A 21,308-nucleotide genomic window follows, 5' to 3' on the forward strand; every position below is an offset into this window, starting at 1 on the left:
ACATCCCGTTCTTAAAGTTTGGTCGAGAAACGATAGCCCGTTCCGCGTACGGTCTGCACAAGATTTTCGTAAGTCTCACCTAATGCCTTACGCAGTCGGCGAATATGCACGTCTACCGTACGTTCCTCAACATAGACGTTGCCGCCCCACACCTGATCCAGCAACTGGCCTCGGGTGTAGGCACGTTCCTGGTGCGTCATGAAGAACTGCAGCAGGCGATATTCGGTCGGCCCCATCTCAGCTGGTGCACCGTCAATGGTCACGCGATGACTGATAGGATCAAGGATCAATCCATTCACTTCAATCGGCGTTTCACTGTCGTATGTGCCGGTACGGCGTAACACTGCCTTCAACCGAGCGACCAACTCGCGAGGCGAGAAGGGCTTGGTGATGTAGTCATCTGCACCCACTTCCAGACCTTGGACCTTGTTGTCCTCGTCGTCCTTGGCGGTAAGCATGATGATCGGGATTGCGTCAGTCAGCTCGTCGCGCTTCAAGCGCCGCGCCAACTCAAGACCAGACGTACCCGGGAGCATCCAGTCGAGCAGGACTAGATCGGGCTTGCGGTCGACGATCAGGGCATGGGCCTGCTGTGCATTATCTGCTTCCAGGCATTCATAACCCGCCATTTCGAGCGCAACCGCGATCATCTCGCGAATAGGCGCCTCGTCATCGACGATAAGAATCGACTTGCCCGCCATGGTTCTCCTCACTGTTCTGCACGATGCTCGCGCATTAGATAACCAAATTGTTGCAGTCATGTGACAAGTCGTCGAACACTTCTTTATCCCATATTATGGGATTAGTATTCACATATTGAGATTGCTGTTTCAAAGGAATAGAGTGAGCGTCATGTCTGATCAAAACAACAACGCGCCCGCTGGCGCTCAGGCACTGTTTCGTGGCCTGGCCGTTATCGATGCCATCGCTCAAGGCGCCCGTACGCTGGCCGCCATCGGCGAGGCGATTGGCTGTACGCGCAGCACTACGCACCGGCTGGTCACTGCATTGGTTCAGGCGGGCTATCTGCGCAGCGTGGCGGGGCAGTATCAGCTTGGGGCCAAACTTATAGAGCTGGGCTTCAAGGCCCGTGACCAGCTGCCGCTGACCAATCTGGCGCGGCCGCATCTTCAGCGACTCGCCACGCTGACTCAGGACACCGTTCACCTGGGCGTACGCGAAGGGGGCGATGTGCTTTATCTCGACAAGCTTCCTGGCGCACGCGGCCTTGAGATGCGCTCACGTGTGGGGCTGCGCATGCCTCTAGCACTGACTGGGGTAGGCAAGGCGCTCATGCTGGATCTACCCGAGTCTGAGTGGCAGGCGCTCTATGAAGAAGGTCTCAGGCGGCGCGCCGGGCAACCGGGTTTACGTGAAGACTTCACGCCCTGGCCGGATTACCTGGAGCAGCAGCAGGCCTATGCCGCCGGTGGCTATAGTTTTGATCTGGAAGAAAACGAATTGGGTATCCGCTGCGTGGCAGCACCTATCCGTGATGCCAGCGGCGCTATTGTGGCAGCCCTGAGCGTTGCCAGTGCGATTCCCTATATGTCTGAAGCACGGCTGCGGGATCTTTGCCCGGATGTCATCGCGTGCGCGCAGGCCATTTCCCTTGATCTTGGATGGACATTCTCCGGTGGAGTCAGTCATGAATGAAACGGCAACGCCACGCCTGATCGGCCTCGACTGGGGCACGTCGTCGCTACGGGCCTATCTGTTGGGCGATCATGCGCAGGTACTGGATAACCGCTCTCAGCCCTGGGGCATCCTGCATACACCCGATGGCGATTTCGCCAAAGCCTTTCGTGAGCTGGTAGGCGATTGGCGTCAGCAGTGGCCGTCTGTGCCTGCCATTGCAGCCGGCATGATCGGTAGTCGACAGGGCTGGCGTGAGGTTCCCTACGTAGATTGCCCGGCCGATGTAGACAGCCTTGCCAAAGGGTTGCTGACGTTTGACAGTGGTTGCGGCGAGCTAAGTCTGATCCCCGGTGTGATGCAGCGCGGCACACTGCCAAACGTGCTGCGAGGGGAGGAGACTCAGATTTTCGGAGCGCTCGAGCTGGAGCCTGCCCTGGCTGAGCATGCCTTGCTGGTACTGCCTGGCACGCACAGCAAATGGGCAACGATCCGCAGCAGCCGACTCGATCACTTCTCCACCTACATGACTGGTGAGCTGTTTGCTGTCTTGCGCGAGCACTCGATTCTGGGGCGTCCTGCGCGGGAAGAGGGAAGCGAGCCGTCCAACGACGCCTTTATGCGTGGCCTCACCAATGCCCGTGAGAGCGGAGCAGAGGGGACCGTCGGACGCTTGTTTACCACGCGCAGCTTATTCCTGGCCGGTGATCTGCCTGCACGTCACAGCCTGGACTACCTCTCAGGGCTACTGATCGGTGAGGAGTTGCGCAGTGTCGTGGCCAGCCTGAAGGGCGCCGCCTGCCCACCACTGGTGCTGATTGGTGATCCGGCGTTGTGTCGTCGCTATCAGGACGCCTTGGCCTTTTTTGAAATTACCGATGTACGTCTGCTTGAGCAGGCAACCCGTACCGGCCTGTGGCGCATCGCCTGTGCAGCCGGTCTGGTGACTGCCGCCACCCCTTCTTCGGAGGATACCCGCCATGTTTGACGCCTGCATGAAACAACTGCCCCTGATTGCCATCCTGCGCGGTATTACGCCAGCTGAAATCGTGCCGGTCGGCAAGGCCTTGTACGAGGCCGGTTTTCGTCTAATCGAAATTCCATTGAATTCGCCCGAGCCCCTGGAAAGCATCCGGCTGTTGTCTGCCGAGTTGGGTAATGACTGCCTGATCGGCGCTGGAACGGTACTGACTGAGCGACAAGTCGCCGACGTTGCCTTTGCCGGCGGCAAGCTGATCGTGTCACCCAACGCTAATCCGGCGGTGATCCGTGCCACCAAGGCGGCTGGTCTGATCAGTGCGCCGGGTGTTGCAACGCCATCCGAGGGCTTTGCGGCGCTGGAGGCTGGGGCCGATTCGCTCAAGCTGTTCCCGGCCGAGCAGCTTGGCCCGGCAGTGGTCAAGGCGTGGCGTGCGGTGTTTCCGAAAGAGACGGCTCTGCTGCCTGTGGGCGGCATCACGCCTGACAACATGGACGTGTACGTCCAAGCGGGCGCGAACGGCTTCGGCCTGGGGTCGGCCATCTACAAGCCCGGCATGACCCCTGAAGACGTCAGCCGCAGTGCGCACGCGTTTGCCAATGGCTGGAAAGCGCTGATCGGGCAGTAATCATCGGATTTGACCCGGGTCGGCCCGCCGGCCCTGAATGCATCGAGGCATAACAATGAAAATCACCAAACTGACTACCTATATCGTTCCTCCACGCTGGTGCTTTCTGAAGATTGAAACCGATGAAGGCATAACCGGCTGGGGCGAGCCAGTCCTTGAAGGCCGTGCCCATAGTGTGGCGGCGGCTGTGGAAGAGCTGGCCGATTACCTGATCGGCAAGGACCCGCGCAATATCGAGGATCACTGGACCGTACTCTATCGCGGTGGTTTCTACCGGGGCGGCGGTATCCACATGAGCGCCCTGGCTGGCATCGATCAGGCTCTCTGGGACATCAAAGGCAAGGCCTTGGGTGTACCGGTGCATGATCTGCTGGGCGGACAGGTGCGCGAGAGCATCCGCGTTTACTCATGGATCGGCGGCGACCGTCCGGCCGAGACAGCGGCCCATGCCTTGGAGCGCAAGGAAAAAGGCTTTACCGCCATCAAGATGAATGCCTCGGAAGAGATGCAGTTCGTCGATACCTTCGACAAGGTTGATCAGGTCATTGCCAACGTGGCAGCCATCCGTGACGTCTGCGGCCCGCATTTTGGCATCGGTGTCGACTTCCACGGTCGAGTTCACAAGCCGATGGCCAAGATCCTCATCAAGGAGCTTGAGCCCTACCGCCTGATGTTTATCGAGGAGCCGGTGCTCAGCGAGAACTATGAGGCGCTCAAGGAAATCGCTCTGATGAGCAATACACCGATCGCGCTGGGTGAGCGTTTGTACTCCCGTTGGGATTTCAAGCGCATCCTGCAGGACGGTTACGTGGACATCCTCCAGCCTGACCCGTCCCATGCCGGTGGTATCACTGAAACACGCAAGATCGCCAATATGGCCGAGGCCTACGATGTCGCCATCGCGCTGCATTGCCCGCTTGGCCCGATCGCGTTGGCGGTCAACCTGCAACTGGATGCCAACTGCTACAACGCGTTCATTCAGGAACAGAGCCTGGGCATCCACTACAACCAGGGCAACGACCTGCTCGATTACATCAAAAACCCCGAGGTTTTCGATTATGGCGATGGCCACGTGAAGATCCCGCAAGGGCCGGGCCTGGGCATCGAAGTAAACGAGGAGTACGTGATCGAGCGCGCGGCCATTGGCCACCGCTGGCGCAATCCGATCTGGCGCCACAAGGACGGTAGTTTCGCCGAGTGGTAAGCCCAGTTTTCAGATCGTGAAGATGAGCCAGGCGCGAGAAATGCGTCTGGCTCGGCATTTTTCACATCCTGTAACGAACCTGAGCAGAACCTGGCGAGTCATTGAAAAGCCAAGGTTGATAGCAAATTCACATGCCTGCATTTGCTGAGGGACCGGCATTACAAAAACAACGCCCAAAAGGCAGGAGTCCAGTTTATGACGAGTAGTACCCATACCGCCGAGAAGACCCGGGGGACCGCAGTGTTCACCTGCATTCTGGCGGCTTTGGCCGGGCTGATGTTTGGCCTGGATATCGGCGTGATTTCCGGCGCCACGCAATTCATTCAGCAAGAATTCCAAATTTCCGACCGCGTGATCGAGTGGATCGTTAGCAGCATGATGCTTGGCGCCGCCCTAGGGGCGCTGGGTGCCGGCTGGATGTCTGCTGCGCTGGGTCGTAAGCGTTCGCTGATCCTGGGTGCGATTCTATTTGTGTTGGGATCGGTACTGTGCGGTTTCGCCTGGTCACCCAACTCGCTTATCGCAGGCCGTTTCATTCTGGGTCTGGCTATTGGCATCGCATCGTTCACCGCCCCGTTGTACCTGGCTGAAGTGGCGCCGGAGCAGATTCGTGGCTCGATGATTTCGCTGTATCAGCTGATGATCACGGTTGGTATTCTGGCTGCGTTCCTGTCCGATACCGCGTTCAGTTACAGCGGCGCCTGGCGCTGGATGCTGGGCATCATCGCCATTCCTGGCGTGTTGTTCCTGTTAGGTGTGCTGGCGCTTCCAGACAGCCCGCGCTGGTTGATCATGAAGGGCCGCAAGAAAGAGGCGCTGGATGTGCTGCACAAGCTGCGCGGCAATGAAGAGACGATTCAGCAGGAAGTCCGCGATATCGAAGAGCAACTGCGCATCCCGCAGCGCGGCTGGCAGCTGTTCAAGGAAAATTCCAACTTCCGTCGCTCCGTTGGCTTGGGCGTACTCTTGCAAGTTGTCCAGCAGTTCACCGGTATGAACGTAGTCATGTACTACGCACCGCGTATTTTCGAGGGCATGGGCTACGACACGCATGCGCAGATGTGGTTTACCGCTGCGGTAGGCCTGACTAACGTACTGGCGACCTTTATTGCGATTTTCCTGGTGGACCGTTGGGGCCGCAAACCAATTTTCTACACCGGCTTTGTCGTTATGGCGGTAGGGATGGGCGTTGTGGGCACCATGATGAACATGGGCACGCTAAGCCATGGTCAGCAGATCTTCACGGTTGCCATGTTGCTGATTTTTATCGTGGGTTTTGCCATGTCGGCTGGTCCGCTGATCTGGACCCTGTGCTCCGAAGTACAGCCTCTCAAGGGCCGCGACTTCGGTATCGGTTGTTCCACGTTTACCAACTGGATCGCCAATATGATCGTCGGTGCAACCTTCCTGACACTGCTGAACGTCATTGGCAATGCTGCAACCTTCTGGTTGTACGGCGCACTCAATGCGTTCTTCATCCTGCTGGTGTTCTGGCTGGTTCCGGAAACCAAGGGTACGACATTGGAGCAGATCGAACGTAACCTCATGAGCGGCAAGCCACTGCGCGATATCGGGCAGTAATGTTTGCAGCAGGCCACCGGCGGGGCTCCGCCGGTGAGTCATCCCGTTGTGTATAACAAGTCCAAGACAGGTGTAACGGCGATGCAACACTCTTCAACCCGTACGGCGTACAGCTCGATCCAGGCTCAGGCGCAAGCCCAGCCTGCGACGCGCTCGCGCTACTTCATCATGGTCTTGCTGTTCGTCACGGTAGTGATCAACTACCTGGACCGCAGCAACCTTTCCATTGCCGCTCCTCACCTGGCTCAGGACTTGAACATCGATCCCGTGCACATGGGGCTGATCTTGTCGGCATTCGGCTGGACCTACGCGGCCATGCAGATCCCGGGCGGCTGGCTGGTGGACAAGGTGTCACCTCGCGTGCTTTATCCGATTGCCATTGCCCTGTGGTCCCTGGCCACTATCGGGCTGGGCTTTGTAGGCAGCTTTGTGGGCTTGGTTATTCTGCGTCTTGCGGTTGGCGCACTGGAAGCTCCGGCTTATCCAATCAACAACCGTGTGGTCACTACGTGGTTTCCTGAAGGAGAGAGGGCCACCGCGATTGGCTTTTATACCTCCGGGCAGTTTGTAGGGCTGGCTTTCCTGACACCGGTACTGATCTATCTGCAACAGACATTCGGCTGGCACATGGTGTTTGTGGTAACAGGCGGGGTCGGCATTGTCTGGGCCGTGATCTGGTACCTGATCTACCGTGAGCCCAGGGACTTCAAAGGTGCTAACGCGGCTGAGGTCGCCTTGATCGAGCAGGGCGGCGGCCTTGTGGATCTGGAGAAAAAGAACCAATCCCGTGCGGCCTTTCGCTGGGCGGACCTATGGGCCGTGCTCAACAAGCGCAAGCTGTGGGGTATTTACATCGGTCAGTTCTGCCTGAACTCTACGCTGTGGTTCTTCCTGACCTGGTTTCCGACTTACCTTGTCAAATACCGCGGCATGGATTTCATCAAGGCGGGCTTTCTGGCTTCGGTGCCTTTTCTGGCAGCGTTTCTAGGCGTTATCTGCTCGGGTTTGCTCTCGGACTGGCTGGTGCGCCGAGGCGTTTCGCTGGGTATGGCGCGCAAACTGCCCATCATCAGCGGTCTTTTGATTTCCACCTGCATCATTGGTGCGAACTTTGTTGATACGCCGGCGCTGATTATCGCCTGCATGGCTATCGCCTTCTTTGGTAATGGCTTGGCGTCGATCACTTGGTCGATGGTGTCGGCCCTGGCGCCCGCTCGCCTACTGGGGCTGACCGGCGGCATGTTCAACTTTATCGGTAACCTGGCATCCATCAGTGTACCGATCGTGGTCGGCCTGCTGGTCGATGGCAACAACTTCGCTCCGGCCATCACTTATATCAGCATCACCGCCTTGGTAGGGGCGTTGAGTTACGGCCTTGTGGTGGGTAAGGTCGAGCGCCTCGAAGAGTAATGCGTCTTAAATCAAGGTGTCTGCATAGGCACCTTGACCTATCTCTCGTTTTGTTCCGCTAAGCGCGCTATACCTGCATTGGATACGTGCAAACGCGCCTTGTTGTTCTACACTTTTTCTACTCTGCTAAATCGTTTCAGCTCTAAGTGGCAGGGCATAACAACAAACAACAAGGAAATTGCATATGAATATGGTCGCGCGTTTGGCCAGTCTTACCCTACTGGCAGCTGCCACTCCTGCATTCGCTTGGGAATACACCCTTATCGCTCCAAACAAACCGGCTGAAAACTGGAGCATTACCAGTGAGCAGCTTGGCGTCAAAACAGACAAACCTTTCTCGGTTAACCTCAAGACATTGCACGGCGGCCGTCAGGAAGGGGTAAGCCTGATCGAAATCGATACCGGCGCCATGAGGATGACCGTTGTGCCGAACCGTGGCATGAATGTGCTCTACGCAACCTCTGGTACTGTACGGCTGGGCTGGGATTCTCCCGTTCATGAAGTCGTCAATCCAGCGTTCATTGAACTCAATGGTCGTGGTGGGCTGGGGTGGCTGGAAGGTTTCAACGAGATGGTCACCCGTTGCGGATACGAGTGGGTGGGCCATCCGGGTATGGATAACGGCGAGCTGCTGACGCTTCACGGACGTGCAGCCAATATCCCAGCCTCCAGGGTCGTGCTGACAATTGACGAACAGCCGCCCTATGCGATTCACCTGAAGGGCGAACTGCGTGAGCAGGCGTTCAAAAAAATCGATTTTCTAGTCGACACGAGACTGACGACTCAACCCGGCGCTACGCAATTTACGCTTCATGATCGCCTAACCAATCAGGGCGACTACGAAAAGGAATATCAGGCGCTCTACCACAGCAACTTCGGCACACCGCTCCTGGAAGAGGGCGCCAAGTTCGCAGCGCCGGTACGTGAGGTTTCACCGTTCAACGATTACGCCAAGCGGGACCTAAAGGATTGGCAAACCTATCGGGGCCCCACTGAGGGCTTCGACGAGATGGTATACAACCTGTTTCCCTACGGTGATGCCCAAGGCAACAGCCTCGCTGTACTTCACGATAAGGCCGGTAAACAGGGTGTCAGCCTGAGCTTCAATATCAATCAGTTGCCGGCTTTTTCCCTATGGAAAAACACCGACACCACCGGGCAGGGTTATGTCACTGGTTTAGAGCCGGGAACCAGTTTCTCCTATAACCGACGCTTCCAGCGTGACCTGAACCTGGTACCCAAGATAGGCCCAAAAGAAACACGGGACTTTGAAATTACCTACAGCCTGCTCAGTGATGCGGGTGCGGTAAACGAGGCACTCAAGCGTGTCGATACGATCCAGCAAGGCCGCCAGATTGAGGTACGTGAAATACCGCTGGTGGACTTGAGCAAAGAGAAATAGTGGCGGCAAATGAAAAAGGGCCACAGACGTGGCCCTTTCTTTTAGCGTCAGGGTAGGGATCAATCGTCCCAACGACCGTGACGCTTCCAGTGTTTCTTGTGCTGACCACGGTGCCAACCGTTGTCGTGAGCATAACGACGATTATCGTAACGGCGGCCGCTACTGTGACGATTATCCGAATCGCCCATGCTGCTGCCCAGGGCTGCACCACCGCCGCCGCCTAGCGCAGCGCCCACCATAGCGCCTGTGCTACCGCCTACGGCTTTACCCAGTACGTTACCACCTGCTGCGCCTAAACCGCCGCCGATGGCTGCTTCTGTTTTATCGCCACGTTTGGCGCCTACTGCACCACCCGCTGCGCCACCAAGACCTGCTCCGATCGTGGCGCCTGTGCTTCCGCCTACGGCATTGCCTACGACCGAACCTAGCACCCCGCCTAACGCACCGCCAACGCCGGCTTGCATATCGTTGCCAGCTATCGCACTAGTACCTACCAGGCTCAGGGACAACAAAAGGATCGAGGAGTACTTCATAATCAAAACTCACGTGAGGATGATGGCGCTGATCCTCGTGATTGCCGCTTCGCTTGGCAAGTGGAACCTGCTTAAGGGTGCGATAACTTCCACAAAAGGCAAATGTATGAATTTATTACAGAAACTTTATTACGGAACGGCAGTCTGCCTCTTTTTATCTTGATCGAAATACAGCGGAAAAAGGGCAATATCGCTCTAAAATGCCCTTTTCCAGCCACGGCCTTATGAGCCGATCAAGCGGTTCCCCATACCTCACGTGCCACATCAACCACCCGTTGCAGTTTTGCCCACTGCTGCTCCTCGGTGAGCAGGTTACCTTCCTCCGTGGAGGCGAATCCGCACTGTGGGCTCAGACACAATTGATCCAGAGCTGCATACTGTGAGGCCTCTTCGATACGGCGCTTGAGTGCATCGGGGCTTTCCAGTTCACCCTGTTTAGTCGTTACCAGGCCTAGTACTGCTTGGCGCTTACCTTTGGGCAAATAGCGCAGCGGTTCAAAGCCGCCTGCACGCTCGGTGTCATATTCCAGGAAGAAGGCATCGATGTCCGTATTGCCGAACAAGACTTCAGCCACTGGCTCATATCCGCCTTCGCTAATCCAGGTGGAGCGGAAGTTGCCGCGACACACATGCAGACCGATCCGCAGATCATCCGGCCGGCCGGCAAGGGCCTGATTGAGAACACTCGAATAGATCTCAGCCAAACGCTCGGGGTCATCGCCACGTTCGCGCGCTGCTGCCTTTTCCTTCTCCGAGCACAAATAAGCCCAGACGGTGTCATCCAACTGTAGATAACGGCATCCCGCCTCGTAAAAAGCATTCACGGCTTTCTTGTAGGTGCTGGCAAGGTCAGCAAAGAACTCGTCCATATCCGGATAGACGCTTTCACTGATGTTCTTCCGTCCGCCCCGGAAGTGCAGCACGCTAGGGCTTGGAATAGTCATCTTGGCCACACTGCGAGTGGTAGCGCTGGCCAGGAACTTGAAGTCCTCCAGCATCGGATGCTGGGTAAAGTCTAATTTACCCGTGACCTTGATCCCTCGGGATTTGGTCTGTTGACCTTGGAACTGGATACCCTGGTCTGCCTCGTAGCCTTCTACGCCGCCGAGCTGTTCAAGAAAGTCGAAATGCCACCAGGCGCGGCGGAATTCTCCGTCCGTTACAGCGGGAAGGCCAATGGCTTCCTGTTGGGCAACGATCTTGCGAATTTCATCATTTTCAATCGCCCGCAGCACCTCCTTGGGCATTTCTCCAGTCTGATAACGACGGCGAGCTTCCTTCAGGATGGGGCTGCGCAGCAGGCTACCTACAGAGTCGGCACGAAAACGGGAGGAATGGCTGGACATAGGGCTTACCTAGTAACTGGCTAAATGAATATTTCTCATGATCTGCTGTTGGATTAAAGATTTCCAGCGTCTATGCTTCATGGTCATTATCAATATTGTTCATGAAGGTAACGTCTTGGCCTAGCTGAGAAGGTAGGGATACGATGATCCGTAAAGCGAAAGACGCTGAGCATGAGCAGATGGTCTCGATTTGGTTGGCAGCCTCTATTGAGGCACATGATGGCGTCGAGCCTGGTTTCTGGCGCAGCCAACGGCGGGATATGAAAGAAAAGTATCTGCCCAGCGCCGAAAACTGGGTGTACGTACGCGATCAGGCCGTTTTGGGGTTTTGCTCATTGCAGCAAAATGTATTGGCGGCTTTGTTTGTGGACCCGGCCCACCAAGGCGAAGGAATCGGTAGCCTTCTGTTGGAGCATGCCAAGTCTATCGAATCGCGCCTTGAGCTATCCGTCTACAGCATGAATGTACGTGCAGTAGCTTTTTACGAGCGGCACGGCTTTGGGGTGATGGATGAGCGCTTTGATGACATGACAGGTCAATGGGAAAAGGTCATGCATCTGGATCATGACCCGACAGAGCCGCCTCGACAGGCGTAATCGAGACGGCCTATCTCAGTTGTAGATCAAACGGTGACGACGATCTTGCCGACCTGTTGATTGGACTCCATATACCGATGAGCTTCGGCAATCTGCTCCAATGGAAAAGTCTTAGCAATTTGAGGCTTCAGCTTGCCCTGGGTCAGGCCATCCAGAATAAAGTGTTTGGCCTTGGCCAGTCGGTCAGCGTCTTGAGTGATTTCAAATAGCTGATAGCCGCGGATGGTGAGGTCCTTGCCCAGCACGTCCATGACCGGAAGCGACAGGTTCTCGGTACTCAATGCGCCGTACTGGAAGAAAATGCCCAGGAATGAAAGTGCCTTCAGAATCTTGGGCACGTCCGGCCCACCTACTGGATCAAAGGCAATACGGGCGCCTTTGCCGTCAGTGAGCTTCATGACTTCATCCGTCAGGTCCTGCTCTTCGGTCGCAATGACGTGTCTGGCACCCGCGTCGAGCAGCGCTTGTCGCTTGTGACTCGTCCGGGTAAGCGCAATAGGTGTTGCGCCGACAAAGTTGGCAATCTGGATAGCAGCCAATCCTACGCTACTGGAAGCCGCGCGAATCAGGACCGTATCGCCAGCCTTCATATCAGCAATATCCACCAGCGCACCATAAGCGGTTGTAAACATCATCCAGGTAGCCGCCGCTTCTTCAAAGGAAAGGGCGTCAGGATGCTTCACCACTGCATGGGCAGGCGCATTAACCAACTCTCCATACAGGCCATATTGCTCGAACGAGAAAGCCGGTATGACGCTTACGGTATCGCCTACGGCAAACTCAGTAACACCCTCGCCAACCGCCTCGATAACACCTGCCGCCTCGTATCCGAGGATGGCCGGAAATACAGGCTGATGTGTGTACTGACCAGCGCGGTACATAGCCTCGGCACGATTCAGGCCTAGCGCTTTTGTGCGAATCTGTACTTCACCTGGCTGAGGTGAGCGGACGTCTACGTCTTCAATCTTGAGTATATCTGGACCACCGGTTTCATGAAAGCGTACGGTACGGGGCATGGAGCACTCTCCCTTGTTAAGTCTGAGTTCTCTTGAGTCCTCACAGCCCAAGAGGTTCATGGGAAGGGAAGTGCGGCAGAACGTATTCAGCCAGTTCCTGGACCACCTCCTTGGCCGGGCGGCGGGAAGACTTCAGGTTCAAGGCGGCATGGTTAACCCCACGACGCTGCATATGCTCAAGGTAGTCCACTAGATAACGGCGGCCGATTCTGAGTCCGGCATGAATAGGCATAGGCGCCTGATCCGGATCTTCAGCCAGGTCAAAGAACATACCTTGGGCAAAGGGCTTGAACGTATCCTCACCGGTTACACGCTTGATGGTCTCGCGCCATAGTGTGGTGATGGCCGCGACATGCTCGACACCAATGAAATAATAAAACCAGCCATCGGCATTGGCTGCAATCCAATCCATTGCCTGGCGGCTGCGGCCTGTAACGAATGCTGGAATACGGCCACTGAACGGCTTGGGTACCAGATCGGCTAGACCTTGCAGGTCGCCAAAGCGATCGAAGTCGCCGTTAGGGAAGGACGTTTCGCTGGCCAGACGGAACATCTCGAATGCTTCGCGGAAACGGTCTCCGCGCTGCTCATATTCATCCTCCAGACCAAAGGCCGGGTACTCGACGGGTCGATCCCCCGAGGCGATACCCAGTATGAGCCGCCCGCTGGAGAGCTGATCGACCGAGGCCGCCATCTTCGCCAAATGCAGCGGGTGGCGCAGGGTAATTACGGCACTGCCGGTCGCCAGGGTAATACGCTTGGTTGTGCCAGCCAGAAAGCCCAGGTAGGTAAACGCTTCGAAGACCTGCCCCATGTCGCCAAAGCCTGGATCGTAAAACGGTACGTCCCTGGCCCAGAGCGCAGCAAAGCCCAGCTGATCGGCCAGTTGGGTCAGTTCAGCATGATGCTCAAGCGATGGCCCTGGCTCGTTCGGGTAGCTCGCCACCGGAAGAATGAAGCCCAAGGTAAGCGTGTCAGGCGCAAAGACCCGGCTAAAGCCGTTGTGGTGAGCAAAGGGATGATCGAGAGGGAGCGATGCAGCGTTCATAAAATTCCTGGGTCCCTGAGCCTGATATCCATAATGACCGATCTTCCATGAGTGTAACCGGTAGGCAATGGAGTCTCATGAGTTGTTCGAGTTCGAAAAACAATTTTTCCTGTCAGACTCTAAATCCGGCTGGTTTAGCCTCATATCCACTGCAGGCAGAAACTGGAGTTTTGACCACTGACGCGCCCAGCCTTTCTCGCGCTGTCGCTGTCTAAAAGCCTCCGGCTTGCAGCGCTTGGGGTTGGGCGTTACGTAGAGATTGAACAGGCCCGCCTGCGTAAACGGGCTGGCGATTTCTACCTGTCCAGTAGGCAGCAAGCGGGCAGCCAAGGCCGTCTCTACTTCTACCCAGTAGCTCATGGCATCCAGGCTGCTGTGGTAGGGCAGATCTCCATTTCGGGTATGCATGCGCGCTTGATTCTTGACGGACCAAGGCAGGGCTATGCAAGCCTTAAGTTGCCTTTCAAGCGCTGCGTCTCTTTCAGGGTCAATGCAGGCAGAATCAAAGTAGATGACGTCGATATCCGTCAGTGGTGTAGACGTCTTGTACTCATGCAGACGATCCCAGACCAGATTACGGACAAAGCCTGCCGCTACCCAAGCGTCTGGCAGGTGTAGCCCGGCCACACAGGTCAGTATCTGAGAGCGCAGCGAGTCTTCAGCTATCCAATGGGAGAGGCGATGCATAGGAGAGAGGTGATGGCATTGGGCTCTTTAGTATAGAGCCCTGCCATGAAAGAGGCCTGCCGTCATTGTCGACGGCAGGCTACCGGCTCGGTATCAGGCGACCGAAGCGATAGTATTGCTATGGGCTGGCTCTACCCGGATGGCCACAAACTTGGAGGTAGGCGTAAAGCTGTCCTCGCCGTAGCTCTCCAGCGGTACCAGCGGATTGGTCTCGGGGTAGTAGGCCGCTGCCTGACCTTCCGGGATATCGAATGGCAGCAGGGTAAAACCCCTGACGCGGCGTTCAATATCATCATCCCACAGGGAGACAATGTCCACCTTTTGACCGGGCTCATAGCCCAGGCGGCGGATATCCGCTTCGTTAACAAATACGACATCACGCTGACCTTTCACCCCGCGATAACGGTCATCCAGGCTGTATACCGTGGTGTTGTACTGGTCATGCGAGCGCATGGTCTGCAGAATCAGATCTGGCTTCTGACCGTTCTGGCGTGCCGCTTCGGGAATCAGGTCCAGCGGCAACTGGCTGGGCGCGAAGTTGGCCTTGCCGGTTGCCGTATTCCAGACGCGATCACGCGCCTTGTTGCCCAGGTAGAAGCCGCCAGGATTATCCAGGCGCACATTGAAGTTCTTGAAGCCCGGAATCACATCAGCGATCAGGTCACGGATGCGGTCGTAGTCCTCGATCAGCCATTCCCAGTCGACCGGATGATTACCCAGAGTCGCCTTGGCGATTCCCGCAACAATGGCCGGTTCGGAACGCATCTGACGAGAAAGCGGCTTGAGCACACCTGCCGAGGCATGGACCATGCTAAAGCTGTCTTCTACGGTAATGGCTTGCTTACCCGTGGCCTGCATATCTAGCTCAGTACGGCCTATACACGGAAGGATCAATGCTTCCTTGCCAGTCACCAGATGGCTGCGATTAAGCTTGGTCGCGATGTGTACGGTCAGGTCACAGTTACGCAATGCCTGATGGGTGCGCGGTGTATCTGGAGTCGCTTGGGCAAAGTTACCGCCCAGTCCAATAAAGACTTTGGCTTCGCCCGCCAGCATGGCTGCGATAGCTTCCACGGTGTTATGACCACGCTCGCGAGGCGCCTTGAAGTCGAAGCGCTTTTCCAGGGCATCGCTGAGCCAGGCCGGGGCTTTTTCATCGATTCCCATGGTGCGATCGCCTTGTACGTTGCTGTGGCCACGTACAGGGCACAGCCCCGCGCCTTCCTTGCCCACATTGCCACGTAGCAATTGCAGGTTAGCGATCTCCTGAACTGTTGGGACGGAATGGCGGTGTTGGGTTACCCCCATGGCCCAGCAAATAATCACGCGATCGGCCTTGGCATACATGCGTGCAGCCTGCTCGATCTCGGCCAGGGTCAAACCCGACTGCTGAACAATGTGTTCCCAGGACGTGGCATCCAGCACTGCCAGGTACTCATCAATACCCAAGGTCTGCTTCTGGATGAAATCATGATCAAACACAGCTGGCTTGCCATTGAGTTGCGCTTCACGCTCCCATTGCAGCAGGAATTTGGCGATTCCGCGCATGGCAGCCATATCCCCGCCCAGGGCAGGGCGGAAGTAGGCCGTGTTTGTTGGTAAGGAGTTATTGGTCAGCATCTCGATCGGGTTTTGGGGATGCTGAAAGCGCTCCAGCCCTCGTTCCTTGAGCGGGTTGAAGCAGACCACTTGAGCCCCGCGCTTCACGGCGTTACGCAAGACCTCAATCATGCGTGGGTGGTTGGTACCAGGGTTCTGGCCCACTACAAAGATCGCATCGGCGTGCTCCATGTCCTCATAGGTCACAGTGCCCTTGCCAACGCCTATACTGCGCCCCAGGCCCACTCCGCTGGCTTCGTGGCACATGTTGGAGCAGTCGGGGAAGTTGTTGGTCCCGTAGGCCCTTACGAACAGCTGATACAGGAATGCTGCTTCGTTACTGGCACGGCCGGACGTGTAAAACTCGGCCTGATTTGGGTTTTCCAGAGCCTTTAGATGGGTGGCAATGGTTTTGAACGCATCATCCCAGCTGATCGGTACATAGTGATCCGTTGCCGGGTTGTAACGCATCGGTTCAGTTAGGCGACCCTGGTATTCGAGCCAATAGTCACTTTGGGTGCTCAAGCTGCTAACGCTGTGCTTGGCAAAGAACGCCGCGTCTACACGGCGGCTGGTTGCCTCCCAGTTCACCGCCTTGGCGCCGTTCTCGCAGAATTTTACCAAGCCATTTTCCGGCGCTTCACCCCAGGCGCAGCCCGGGCAGTCGAAGCCGTGGTCCTGGTTGGTCTTGAGCAGGGTTCGGATGTTCTTGACCGCCTTGCCGCTATCGAGCCAGAAGTGCACGACACTTTTCAGCGCGCCCCAGCCTGCAGCAGGACCCTGGTAGGGTTTATAGGAACGTTGTTGCTTGCTCATGACTACTCCCGATGTTCTGGAATGAGCGGCGCCGGGCTATACACGCGAGGCGGAGACTGATGGGGTAAATGAATAAGATTGAGACGATGCCGGCGCGCCCACTCCACAGCGAGGCCTGTGGGTGCAGAGAGGGTGACGAGCGTTGCGAGGTTGGCGCGAACGGCCTTGTGGATCAACTCAAGGCTGCATCGGCTGGTAACAACCACAAAGCCTGCGCGGGTGCTGATCTTTTGCCGCATCAATGCACCAATCAGCTTGTCCAGCGCATTATGGCGGCCAATATCTTCACGGCAGAGGCCTAGCTCGCCTTCAGCATCGGCAAACAGGGCCGCATGGACTGCGCCGCTGCGCTGTCCCAACTGTTGAGCCTCGTTGATCCGCTGGCGCAGATTAGCCAGATGCTCGGCAGGTGGCAGTTGCACCTTACGCAGGCGATCCAGTTGCGGCAGCGCCTGTTCAAGCGCCTCGACGCCACACAGGCCGCACCCGCTGGTTCCAGCCATCTGGCGACGCTGGTTTTTCAAAGCCCAAAACGTCCGGCTGGAAATTTCGACTTCAACATTGAGCGCTTCACCGACGCGGCGCACCTGCATGCCATAGATGTCGTCGATGGAATGAATGATTCCGGCGCTTAAGCTAAGGCCCGCAACGAAATCTTCAATGTCGGCAGGTGTAGCCATCATGACGGTATGGCTAATGCCATTGTAGGAAATGGCAACAGCGCATTCCTCAGCCAGTGGCGTCTGGCCAGTGACTTCCGGGGTTTTCAGCTCGGCATAGGTATATCCGTGCAGCGCTTGGCTGGCGGGCTGTTCCGAGGGTGTATCGGTGTGCGGATTCGAGCGAGACATAGCAGCAATTAGCCTGCGGCTGTTTGACACATATCAAAGCCTAAGCCTATTGAAGGGCGACGTCTAATCGCTGGTACCAATATGCCGATAGATGGGGCTTATCAAGCGACCTGCTTCATTTGCTTGAGTAGAGTAAGCGCGCTTCGGCAAAGCAGGCCTCCGCTACAGGCAGGCGAGGCGCTGTACGACGCATGATCAGTCCGAGGGGTGCCAAGGCTCGTCCACCTTGAATAGGAAGCAGACAGGAGTGCTCGGTCAGTGCATCGAATCCGCCTTTGAGCGGCATTACAGCGCAACACAACCCTGCATTGACGGCCTGCAGAAGCAGGTGCACCGCATCGCTTTCCAACACAGGTCGAGGCGTTAGGCCGCGGCTGCGAAAGCCATGGTCGACGGACTGGCGAAAATGCATTCCCCCAGTAAGAAGGCCAAGGGGCAAATCGGCTACCCGCTCCCAGCTCAACTCTGGCTCCTCAAATTGGAAGTGACGCTGGTCGAACAACAGGCCCATTCGGGTTTCGGTCAGAGACTGGCTTTCAAACATTTGATCGTTGAGATGGCTGAGATAGGAGATTCCCAGGTCGAGCTGGTTACTCGCCAGCTGTTCGAGAATATGTTCGGTACTCAGCACCGATAACTGAAAGCGCAGATTGCTGTGCAGCTGGCGCAGGTGATGCAGCAGAGGCATGGGGTCGTAGCTGGCCAGGGGGACGATCCCCAGGCGCAGAGTACCGACCAGTTGCCCCTTATAGGCAGCAGCTTCCGCATAAAGCCCCTCATGCGCCGCCATAAGGGTTCGAGCCCAGGCCAGAATGCGCTGACCTGCTTCGGTGAAGCCTTCGAAGCGTTGGCCCCGGCGCACCAGCTCAAGCCCCAGCTCCTCTTCAAGGCTGCGCAGGCGCATCGAAAGGGTTGGCTGAGTGACGTAGCACCGTTCGGCCGCTTGGCCGAAGTGGCGCGTCTCATCGAGGGCAATCAGGAATTTGAGCTGTTTGATGTCCATGATCAGGCGGACAGGCTTCCGGCAGTATAAAGACAGAATCTATCAGCATAGCGCCGTAGATAGATAAAGAAACAGAATTGAATGACGAAGGGCACCTGCTCGGTACTGCATGGCAGGCACATTAAGCAGTGCGCCGCCTCATCAGCAAGGCCAACCCATGGATGAGCATCTGCACTGCTTGTAGACAGGGATGTAACAGTAACAATTGTCTACTGAGGAGGGAGTAGCTCTCGGTAGTCTTCTACTGCCTCGAATTCGGCCGTGTCCCGCGGACCCTGACGGCTATCGGGGGTGCGTACGGCCAGCAGGTGAGCAATCCCGTATCGCTGGGCACTGCGCAGAACAGGAAGGCTATCGTCAATGAACAGCGTACGTGCAGGATCAAAGCCGAAGTCCTGCTGGAGCGCGAACCAGAACTGTTGATCCTCCTTGGGAAAGCCGTAGTCGTGAGAACTGATCATCCGGTCGAAATAAGGAGCGAGTTCGATACGTTCAAGCTTCAGCGAGAGCGAGTCCCGGTGCGCATTGGTGATCAGCGCGACGCGCTTGCCCGCCGCCTGGATGGCAGACAGGAACGTATCGGCATCCGGACGCAAGGCGATAAGATGGGCAATGTCCCGCTTTAACGTGGTAATCGAGAGCCCCAGCTGAGCACTCCAGTAGTCCAGGCAATACCAGGTCAGCTTGCCAGCATTTTTCTCGAACAGCGGCTCAAGTTCGGCCATGGCCCATTCAAATGATTGTCCATGATGCTTTGCGTAGCACTGTGGGAGATATTCCAGCCAAAAATGATTGTCAAAGTGTAAATCAAGCAGCGTGCCGTCCATATCCAGTAGGACGGTGTCGATCTGGTTCCAGGCAAGGGTAGGCATGGCTTCCTCTTTTCAGGACTCAACCATAACGTGGTGAGTAGTCCTTCGTGATTGCGCCAAGACAGATCGCCCCGGCCACGGATTTTAAACAAGGCGCGTTATGATAGCCGACCCGATTCGTTCAGGAGCCGTTTATGCGCCAAAAACCCGCTGTGCTTGCCCGTCAGATCGTTGCCAAGAGTCGTCTTTTCACTGTTGAGGAGGTCGAGCTGCGCTTTTCCAATGGCGAAGAACGCACCTATGAGCGACTGGCCAACAAGGGGACCGGCCCAGGCGCAGTCATGGTCGTAGCCATGATTGATAACGAACATGCACTGCTGATCGAAGAATATTGCGGCGGTACTGAAGACTATCAACTGTCCTTGCCCAAGGGACTTGTCGAGAAGGATGAGACTGTACTGGAAGGTGCCAACCGCGAGCTCAAGGAAGAGGCAGGTTATGGTGCACGTCAGCTTGAATACCTGACGCAGCTTTCTCTGTCACCTGGGTATATGAACCAGAAGATTCATGTCGTATTAGCACGTGATCTCTACCCCGAACGTTTGGAAGGCGATGAGCCCGAGCCGATCGAGGTGGACAAGATTAGCCTGCGCGAGCTGTTCAGTCTGATGGATAATCCCCGCTTTACTGAGGGACGGGCGTTGGCTGCGCTCTATCTTGTGCGAGATCTGTTGATCCAGCGTGGCGAATTCGCCGCCTGATATTCACTGTGCGGTCGTTATTGAGGCGGCCTCATCTGTATTTGGAGGTTTCTATGATGGTGCCCGTCTCCATTACTGCACCGCTGGTGCTTAACGTCGTCGATCTGGTTCGCCAGGCTGGCGCAGCAATCCTGCCATATTGGCGCAATAATGTTGCCGTAACGGAAAAGGCAGATGCCTCGCCAGTGACCGCGGCCGATCTGGCTGCCCATCGTGTCATCAGCGAAGGCTTGGCCGCGCTGACTCCAGACATCCCCGTACTCTCAGAAGAAGCCTGTGATATCCCTCTGGAAGAGCGCGCCCGTTGGCGCTGCTGGTGGGTCGTCGACCCGCTTGATGGAACCAAGGAATTCATTTCCGGTAGTGAAGAGTTCACCGTCAACATCGCATTGGTGGAAGAGGGTCGTGTCGTATTTGGTGTAGTCGGTGTGCCAACGCGTGACCTGTATTACTGCGGCGGAACGGAAATGGGCGCTTGGCGTATTCGAGGGGAGGAAGGCGAAGAGATCAATGTCCGGCCTACACCCGTGCAGGGCTTTACGGTTGTTGCCAGCCGCCGACACAGCAGTCCTGCTCAGGAGCAGCTCCTGGCTGGGCTTAGTGAGCATCTGGGCGAGATCAAGCTAGCCAGTGTTGGCAGCTCGTTAAAGTTTTGCCTGCTGGCTGAAGGGGCCGCGGATTGCTATCCCCGATTGGCACCGACTTCTCAATGGGACACGGCCGCCGCTCAAGGCGTATTGGAAGGTGCTGGTGGTACTGTGCTCAACCTCAAAGGCGAGCTATTAACGTATGAGGCAAGAGAAGACTTTCTCAATCCTTCTTTTCTGGCCTTACCGGCTGAGGCACATTGGCGGGACACGCTCGTCGAGTTGGCATCCCGCCAGGCCTGATATTACTTATGGAGCACGTACTGTCCGGTGAAGCGTACGCCGTCTTCACCGTTGGCAGCCAGAATGCGAGAGTGCAGCGTCAGACGACCGCGGCCGCGACGGCGGAACATGGTCTCGAAACGCTGCCAGTCACGCTCATTGGGGGCATCACACAGCGCGATGGCATCTGTGGTCACAGGCAAGGGATAAGCAATCTGACCTTCCTGAATCACGATATGGCCTTCCTCTTCCAGGCCTGCTTCGCGCAGGCGCAGATAGAGCCAGCCCCAGCCCGCCAGTACGGCGATGCAATAGAGGCTTCCACCAAACATCGTGTGGGCATGATTGACGTTAGCATCGAGCGGCGCGTGCAGACGCAGGGAATGCGCTTCCCAACTCTTCACCTGTAGGCCTAGGGCCTGAGTGATCGGGATATCGCGGTACAACAGTGATTCCAGGTGGCGGCAATCGCGTTCCATGCCGGGGTCCTATAGAGCAAATGGCGGGGGTAACAGGGCAGACGCAAACATTG

21 protein-coding genes are annotated in these 21,308 nt (G+C 56.6%); 10 read left to right on the forward strand and 11 right to left on the reverse strand.

The annotated features are described in order from the left end of the window. Window positions 1-11 precede the first annotated feature (11 nt). Entirely contained in the window at window positions 12-701 is a 690-nt protein-coding gene (gene phoB / locus IEX86_RS11790; protein WP_188866300.1) for a phosphate regulon transcriptional regulator PhoB, read from the reverse strand. A 151-nt stretch (window positions 702-852) separates the two neighbouring features. On the opposite strand from phoB, the gene IEX86_RS11795 reads away from it, so the two are divergent. The 7 genes from IEX86_RS11795 (at window position 853) to IEX86_RS11825 (ending at window position 8,839) form a co-directional block, all read left to right on the forward strand. Further along, window positions 853-1,656, forward strand: coding sequence for an IclR family transcriptional regulator (locus tag IEX86_RS11795; protein WP_188866301.1), 804 nt, complete (start codon window positions 853-855; stop codon window positions 1,654-1,656). Beyond that, on the forward strand, window positions 1,649-2,623 hold the full coding sequence (locus IEX86_RS11800; RefSeq protein ID WP_188866302.1) for a 2-dehydro-3-deoxygalactonokinase: 975 nt from the start codon (window positions 1,649-1,651) through the stop codon (window positions 2,621-2,623). The genes IEX86_RS11795 and IEX86_RS11800 overlap by 8 nt, the downstream gene beginning before the upstream one ends. Beyond that, window positions 2,616-3,242, forward strand: coding sequence for a 2-dehydro-3-deoxy-6-phosphogalactonate aldolase (locus tag IEX86_RS11805; protein WP_188866303.1), 627 nt, complete (start codon window positions 2,616-2,618; stop codon window positions 3,240-3,242). The genes IEX86_RS11800 and IEX86_RS11805 overlap by 8 nt, the downstream gene beginning before the upstream one ends. A 55-nt stretch (window positions 3,243-3,297) precedes the next feature. Next, window positions 3,298-4,446, forward strand: coding sequence for a galactonate dehydratase (gene dgoD, locus IEX86_RS11810; RefSeq protein ID WP_188866304.1), 1,149 nt, complete (start codon window positions 3,298-3,300; stop codon window positions 4,444-4,446). A gap of 195 nt (window positions 4,447-4,641) precedes the next feature. Then, complete coding sequence (locus tag IEX86_RS11815; protein WP_188866305.1) at window positions 4,642-6,027, forward strand: sugar porter family MFS transporter; 1,386 nt, start codon at window positions 4,642-4,644, stop codon at window positions 6,025-6,027. Window positions 6,028-6,108: 81 nt separating this feature from the next. Beyond that, a complete protein-coding gene (locus tag IEX86_RS11820) occupies window positions 6,109-7,437 on the forward strand; it encodes an MFS transporter (protein WP_188866306.1) in 1,329 nt (442 codons plus the stop codon). Window positions 7,438-7,621: 184 nt separating this feature from the next. Continuing rightward, entirely contained in the window at window positions 7,622-8,839 is a 1,218-nt protein-coding gene (locus IEX86_RS11825; RefSeq protein WP_188866307.1) for an aldose 1-epimerase family protein, read from the forward strand. Window positions 8,840-8,898: 59 nt separating this feature from the next. Here the strand turns inward: IEX86_RS11825 and IEX86_RS11830 are convergent, their stop codons facing one another. Both IEX86_RS11830 and IEX86_RS11835 read right to left on the reverse strand, forming a co-directional pair. Then, window positions 8,899-9,372, reverse strand: coding sequence for a glycine zipper domain-containing protein (locus IEX86_RS11830; RefSeq protein ID WP_188866308.1), 474 nt, complete (start codon window positions 9,370-9,372; stop codon window positions 8,899-8,901). Between the two features lie 233 nt (window positions 9,373-9,605). After that, complete coding sequence (locus IEX86_RS11835) at window positions 9,606-10,718, reverse strand: cobalamin-independent methionine synthase II family protein (RefSeq protein ID WP_188866309.1); 1,113 nt, start codon at window positions 10,716-10,718, stop codon at window positions 9,606-9,608. A 143-nt stretch (window positions 10,719-10,861) separates the two neighbouring features. On the opposite strand from IEX86_RS11835, the gene IEX86_RS11840 reads away from it, so the two are divergent. Next, entirely contained in the window at window positions 10,862-11,314 is a 453-nt protein-coding gene (locus IEX86_RS11840; RefSeq protein ID WP_188866310.1) for a GNAT family N-acetyltransferase, read from the forward strand. Between the two features lie 26 nt (window positions 11,315-11,340). Here IEX86_RS11840 and IEX86_RS11845 read toward each other — a convergent pair whose 3' ends face one another. The 7 genes from IEX86_RS11845 to yrfG form a co-directional block, all read right to left on the reverse strand. Beyond that, window positions 11,341-12,330: a zinc-dependent alcohol dehydrogenase family protein gene (locus IEX86_RS11845; RefSeq protein WP_188866311.1), complete on the reverse strand. Its 990-nt coding sequence runs from the start codon at window positions 12,328-12,330 to the stop codon at window positions 11,341-11,343. A gap of 40 nt (window positions 12,331-12,370) precedes the next feature. Beyond that, window positions 12,371-13,378 carry an LLM class oxidoreductase gene (locus IEX86_RS11850; protein ID WP_188866312.1) on the reverse strand — a complete coding sequence of 336 codons (1,008 nt, stop codon included), beginning with the start codon at window positions 13,376-13,378 and terminating at the stop codon, window positions 12,371-12,373. Between the two features lie 75 nt (window positions 13,379-13,453). Then, window positions 13,454-14,065, reverse strand: coding sequence for a nucleotidyltransferase family protein (locus tag IEX86_RS11855; protein WP_188866313.1), 612 nt, complete (start codon window positions 14,063-14,065; stop codon window positions 13,454-13,456). Window positions 14,066-14,158: 93 nt separating this feature from the next. Continuing rightward, window positions 14,159-16,480 carry an FdhF/YdeP family oxidoreductase gene (locus tag IEX86_RS11860; RefSeq protein ID WP_188866314.1) on the reverse strand — a complete coding sequence of 774 codons (2,322 nt, stop codon included), beginning with the start codon at window positions 16,478-16,480 and terminating at the stop codon, window positions 14,159-14,161. Window positions 16,481-16,482: 2 nt separating this feature from the next. Then, a complete protein-coding gene (fdhD, locus tag IEX86_RS11865) occupies window positions 16,483-17,331 on the reverse strand; it encodes a formate dehydrogenase accessory sulfurtransferase FdhD (protein ID WP_188866315.1) in 849 nt (282 codons plus the stop codon). 115 nt (window positions 17,332-17,446) lie between these two features. Then, on the reverse strand, window positions 17,447-18,334 hold the full coding sequence (locus IEX86_RS11870; protein ID WP_188866316.1) for a LysR family transcriptional regulator: 888 nt from the start codon (window positions 18,332-18,334) through the stop codon (window positions 17,447-17,449). Between the two features lie 209 nt (window positions 18,335-18,543). Next, a complete protein-coding gene (yrfG, locus tag IEX86_RS11875) occupies window positions 18,544-19,206 on the reverse strand; it encodes a GMP/IMP nucleotidase (protein ID WP_188866317.1) in 663 nt (220 codons plus the stop codon). A gap of 134 nt (window positions 19,207-19,340) precedes the next feature. On the opposite strand from yrfG, the gene nudE reads away from it, so the two are divergent. Together nudE and cysQ are read left to right on the forward strand one after the other, a co-directional pair. Continuing rightward, on the forward strand, window positions 19,341-19,907 hold the full coding sequence (nudE, locus tag IEX86_RS11880) for an ADP compounds hydrolase NudE (protein ID WP_188866318.1): 567 nt from the start codon (window positions 19,341-19,343) through the stop codon (window positions 19,905-19,907). Window positions 19,908-19,960: 53 nt separating this feature from the next. Further along, window positions 19,961-20,797 carry a 3'(2'),5'-bisphosphate nucleotidase CysQ gene (gene cysQ, locus IEX86_RS11885; RefSeq protein ID WP_373290424.1) on the forward strand — a complete coding sequence of 279 codons (837 nt, stop codon included), beginning with the start codon at window positions 19,961-19,963 and terminating at the stop codon, window positions 20,795-20,797. Window positions 20,798-20,799: 2 nt separating this feature from the next. On the opposite strand, the gene IEX86_RS11890 is transcribed toward cysQ, so the two are convergent. Continuing rightward, complete coding sequence (locus IEX86_RS11890) at window positions 20,800-21,255, reverse strand: YiiD C-terminal domain-containing protein (RefSeq protein ID WP_188866319.1); 456 nt, start codon at window positions 21,253-21,255, stop codon at window positions 20,800-20,802. Between the last annotated feature and the right edge of the window lie 53 nt (window positions 21,256-21,308).

Source organism: Pseudomonas asuensis, assembly GCF_014646755.1.
GTDB lineage: Bacteria > Pseudomonadota > Gammaproteobacteria > Pseudomonadales > Pseudomonadaceae > Chryseomonas > Chryseomonas asuensis.

Excerpts from the sequence above, each read along its gene's own strand:
- phoB (WP_188866300.1), bottom strand. The coding sequence starts at position 701 with ATGGCGGGCAAGTCGATTCTTATCGTCGATGACGAGGCGCCTATTCGC.
- IEX86_RS11795 (WP_188866301.1), top strand. The coding sequence starts at position 853 with ATGTCTGATCAAAACAACAACGCGCCCGCTGGCGCTCAGGCACTGTTT.
- IEX86_RS11800 (WP_188866302.1), top strand. The coding sequence starts at position 1,649 with ATGAATGAAACGGCAACGCCACGCCTGATCGGCCTCGACTGGGGCACG.
- IEX86_RS11805 (WP_188866303.1), top strand. The coding sequence starts at position 2,616 with ATGTTTGACGCCTGCATGAAACAACTGCCCCTGATTGCCATCCTGCGC.
- dgoD (WP_188866304.1), top strand. The coding sequence starts at position 3,298 with ATGAAAATCACCAAACTGACTACCTATATCGTTCCTCCACGCTGGTGC.
- IEX86_RS11815 (WP_188866305.1), top strand. The coding sequence starts at position 4,642 with ATGACGAGTAGTACCCATACCGCCGAGAAGACCCGGGGGACCGCAGTG.
- IEX86_RS11820 (WP_188866306.1), top strand. The coding sequence starts at position 6,109 with ATGCAACACTCTTCAACCCGTACGGCGTACAGCTCGATCCAGGCTCAG.
- IEX86_RS11825 (WP_188866307.1), top strand. The coding sequence starts at position 7,622 with ATGAATATGGTCGCGCGTTTGGCCAGTCTTACCCTACTGGCAGCTGCC.
- IEX86_RS11830 (WP_188866308.1), bottom strand. The coding sequence starts at position 9,372 with ATGAAGTACTCCTCGATCCTTTTGTTGTCCCTGAGCCTGGTAGGTACT.
- IEX86_RS11835 (WP_188866309.1), bottom strand. The coding sequence starts at position 10,718 with ATGTCCAGCCATTCCTCCCGTTTTCGTGCCGACTCTGTAGGTAGCCTG.
- IEX86_RS11840 (WP_188866310.1), top strand. The coding sequence starts at position 10,862 with ATGATCCGTAAAGCGAAAGACGCTGAGCATGAGCAGATGGTCTCGATT.
- IEX86_RS11845 (WP_188866311.1), bottom strand. The coding sequence starts at position 12,330 with ATGCCCCGTACCGTACGCTTTCATGAAACCGGTGGTCCAGATATACTC.
- IEX86_RS11850 (WP_188866312.1), bottom strand. The coding sequence starts at position 13,378 with ATGAACGCTGCATCGCTCCCTCTCGATCATCCCTTTGCTCACCACAAC.
- IEX86_RS11855 (WP_188866313.1), bottom strand. The coding sequence starts at position 14,065 with ATGCATCGCCTCTCCCATTGGATAGCTGAAGACTCGCTGCGCTCTCAG.
- IEX86_RS11860 (WP_188866314.1), bottom strand. The coding sequence starts at position 16,480 with ATGAGCAAGCAACAACGTTCCTATAAACCCTACCAGGGTCCTGCTGCA.
- fdhD (WP_188866315.1), bottom strand. The coding sequence starts at position 17,331 with ATGTCTCGCTCGAATCCGCACACCGATACACCCTCGGAACAGCCCGCC.
- IEX86_RS11870 (WP_188866316.1), bottom strand. The coding sequence starts at position 18,334 with ATGGACATCAAACAGCTCAAATTCCTGATTGCCCTCGATGAGACGCGC.
- yrfG (WP_188866317.1), bottom strand. The coding sequence starts at position 19,206 with ATGCCTACCCTTGCCTGGAACCAGATCGACACCGTCCTACTGGATATG.
- nudE (WP_188866318.1), top strand. The coding sequence starts at position 19,341 with ATGCGCCAAAAACCCGCTGTGCTTGCCCGTCAGATCGTTGCCAAGAGT.
- cysQ (WP_373290424.1), top strand. The coding sequence starts at position 19,961 with ATGATGGTGCCCGTCTCCATTACTGCACCGCTGGTGCTTAACGTCGTC.
- IEX86_RS11890 (WP_188866319.1), bottom strand. The coding sequence starts at position 21,255 with ATGGAACGCGATTGCCGCCACCTGGAATCACTGTTGTACCGCGATATC.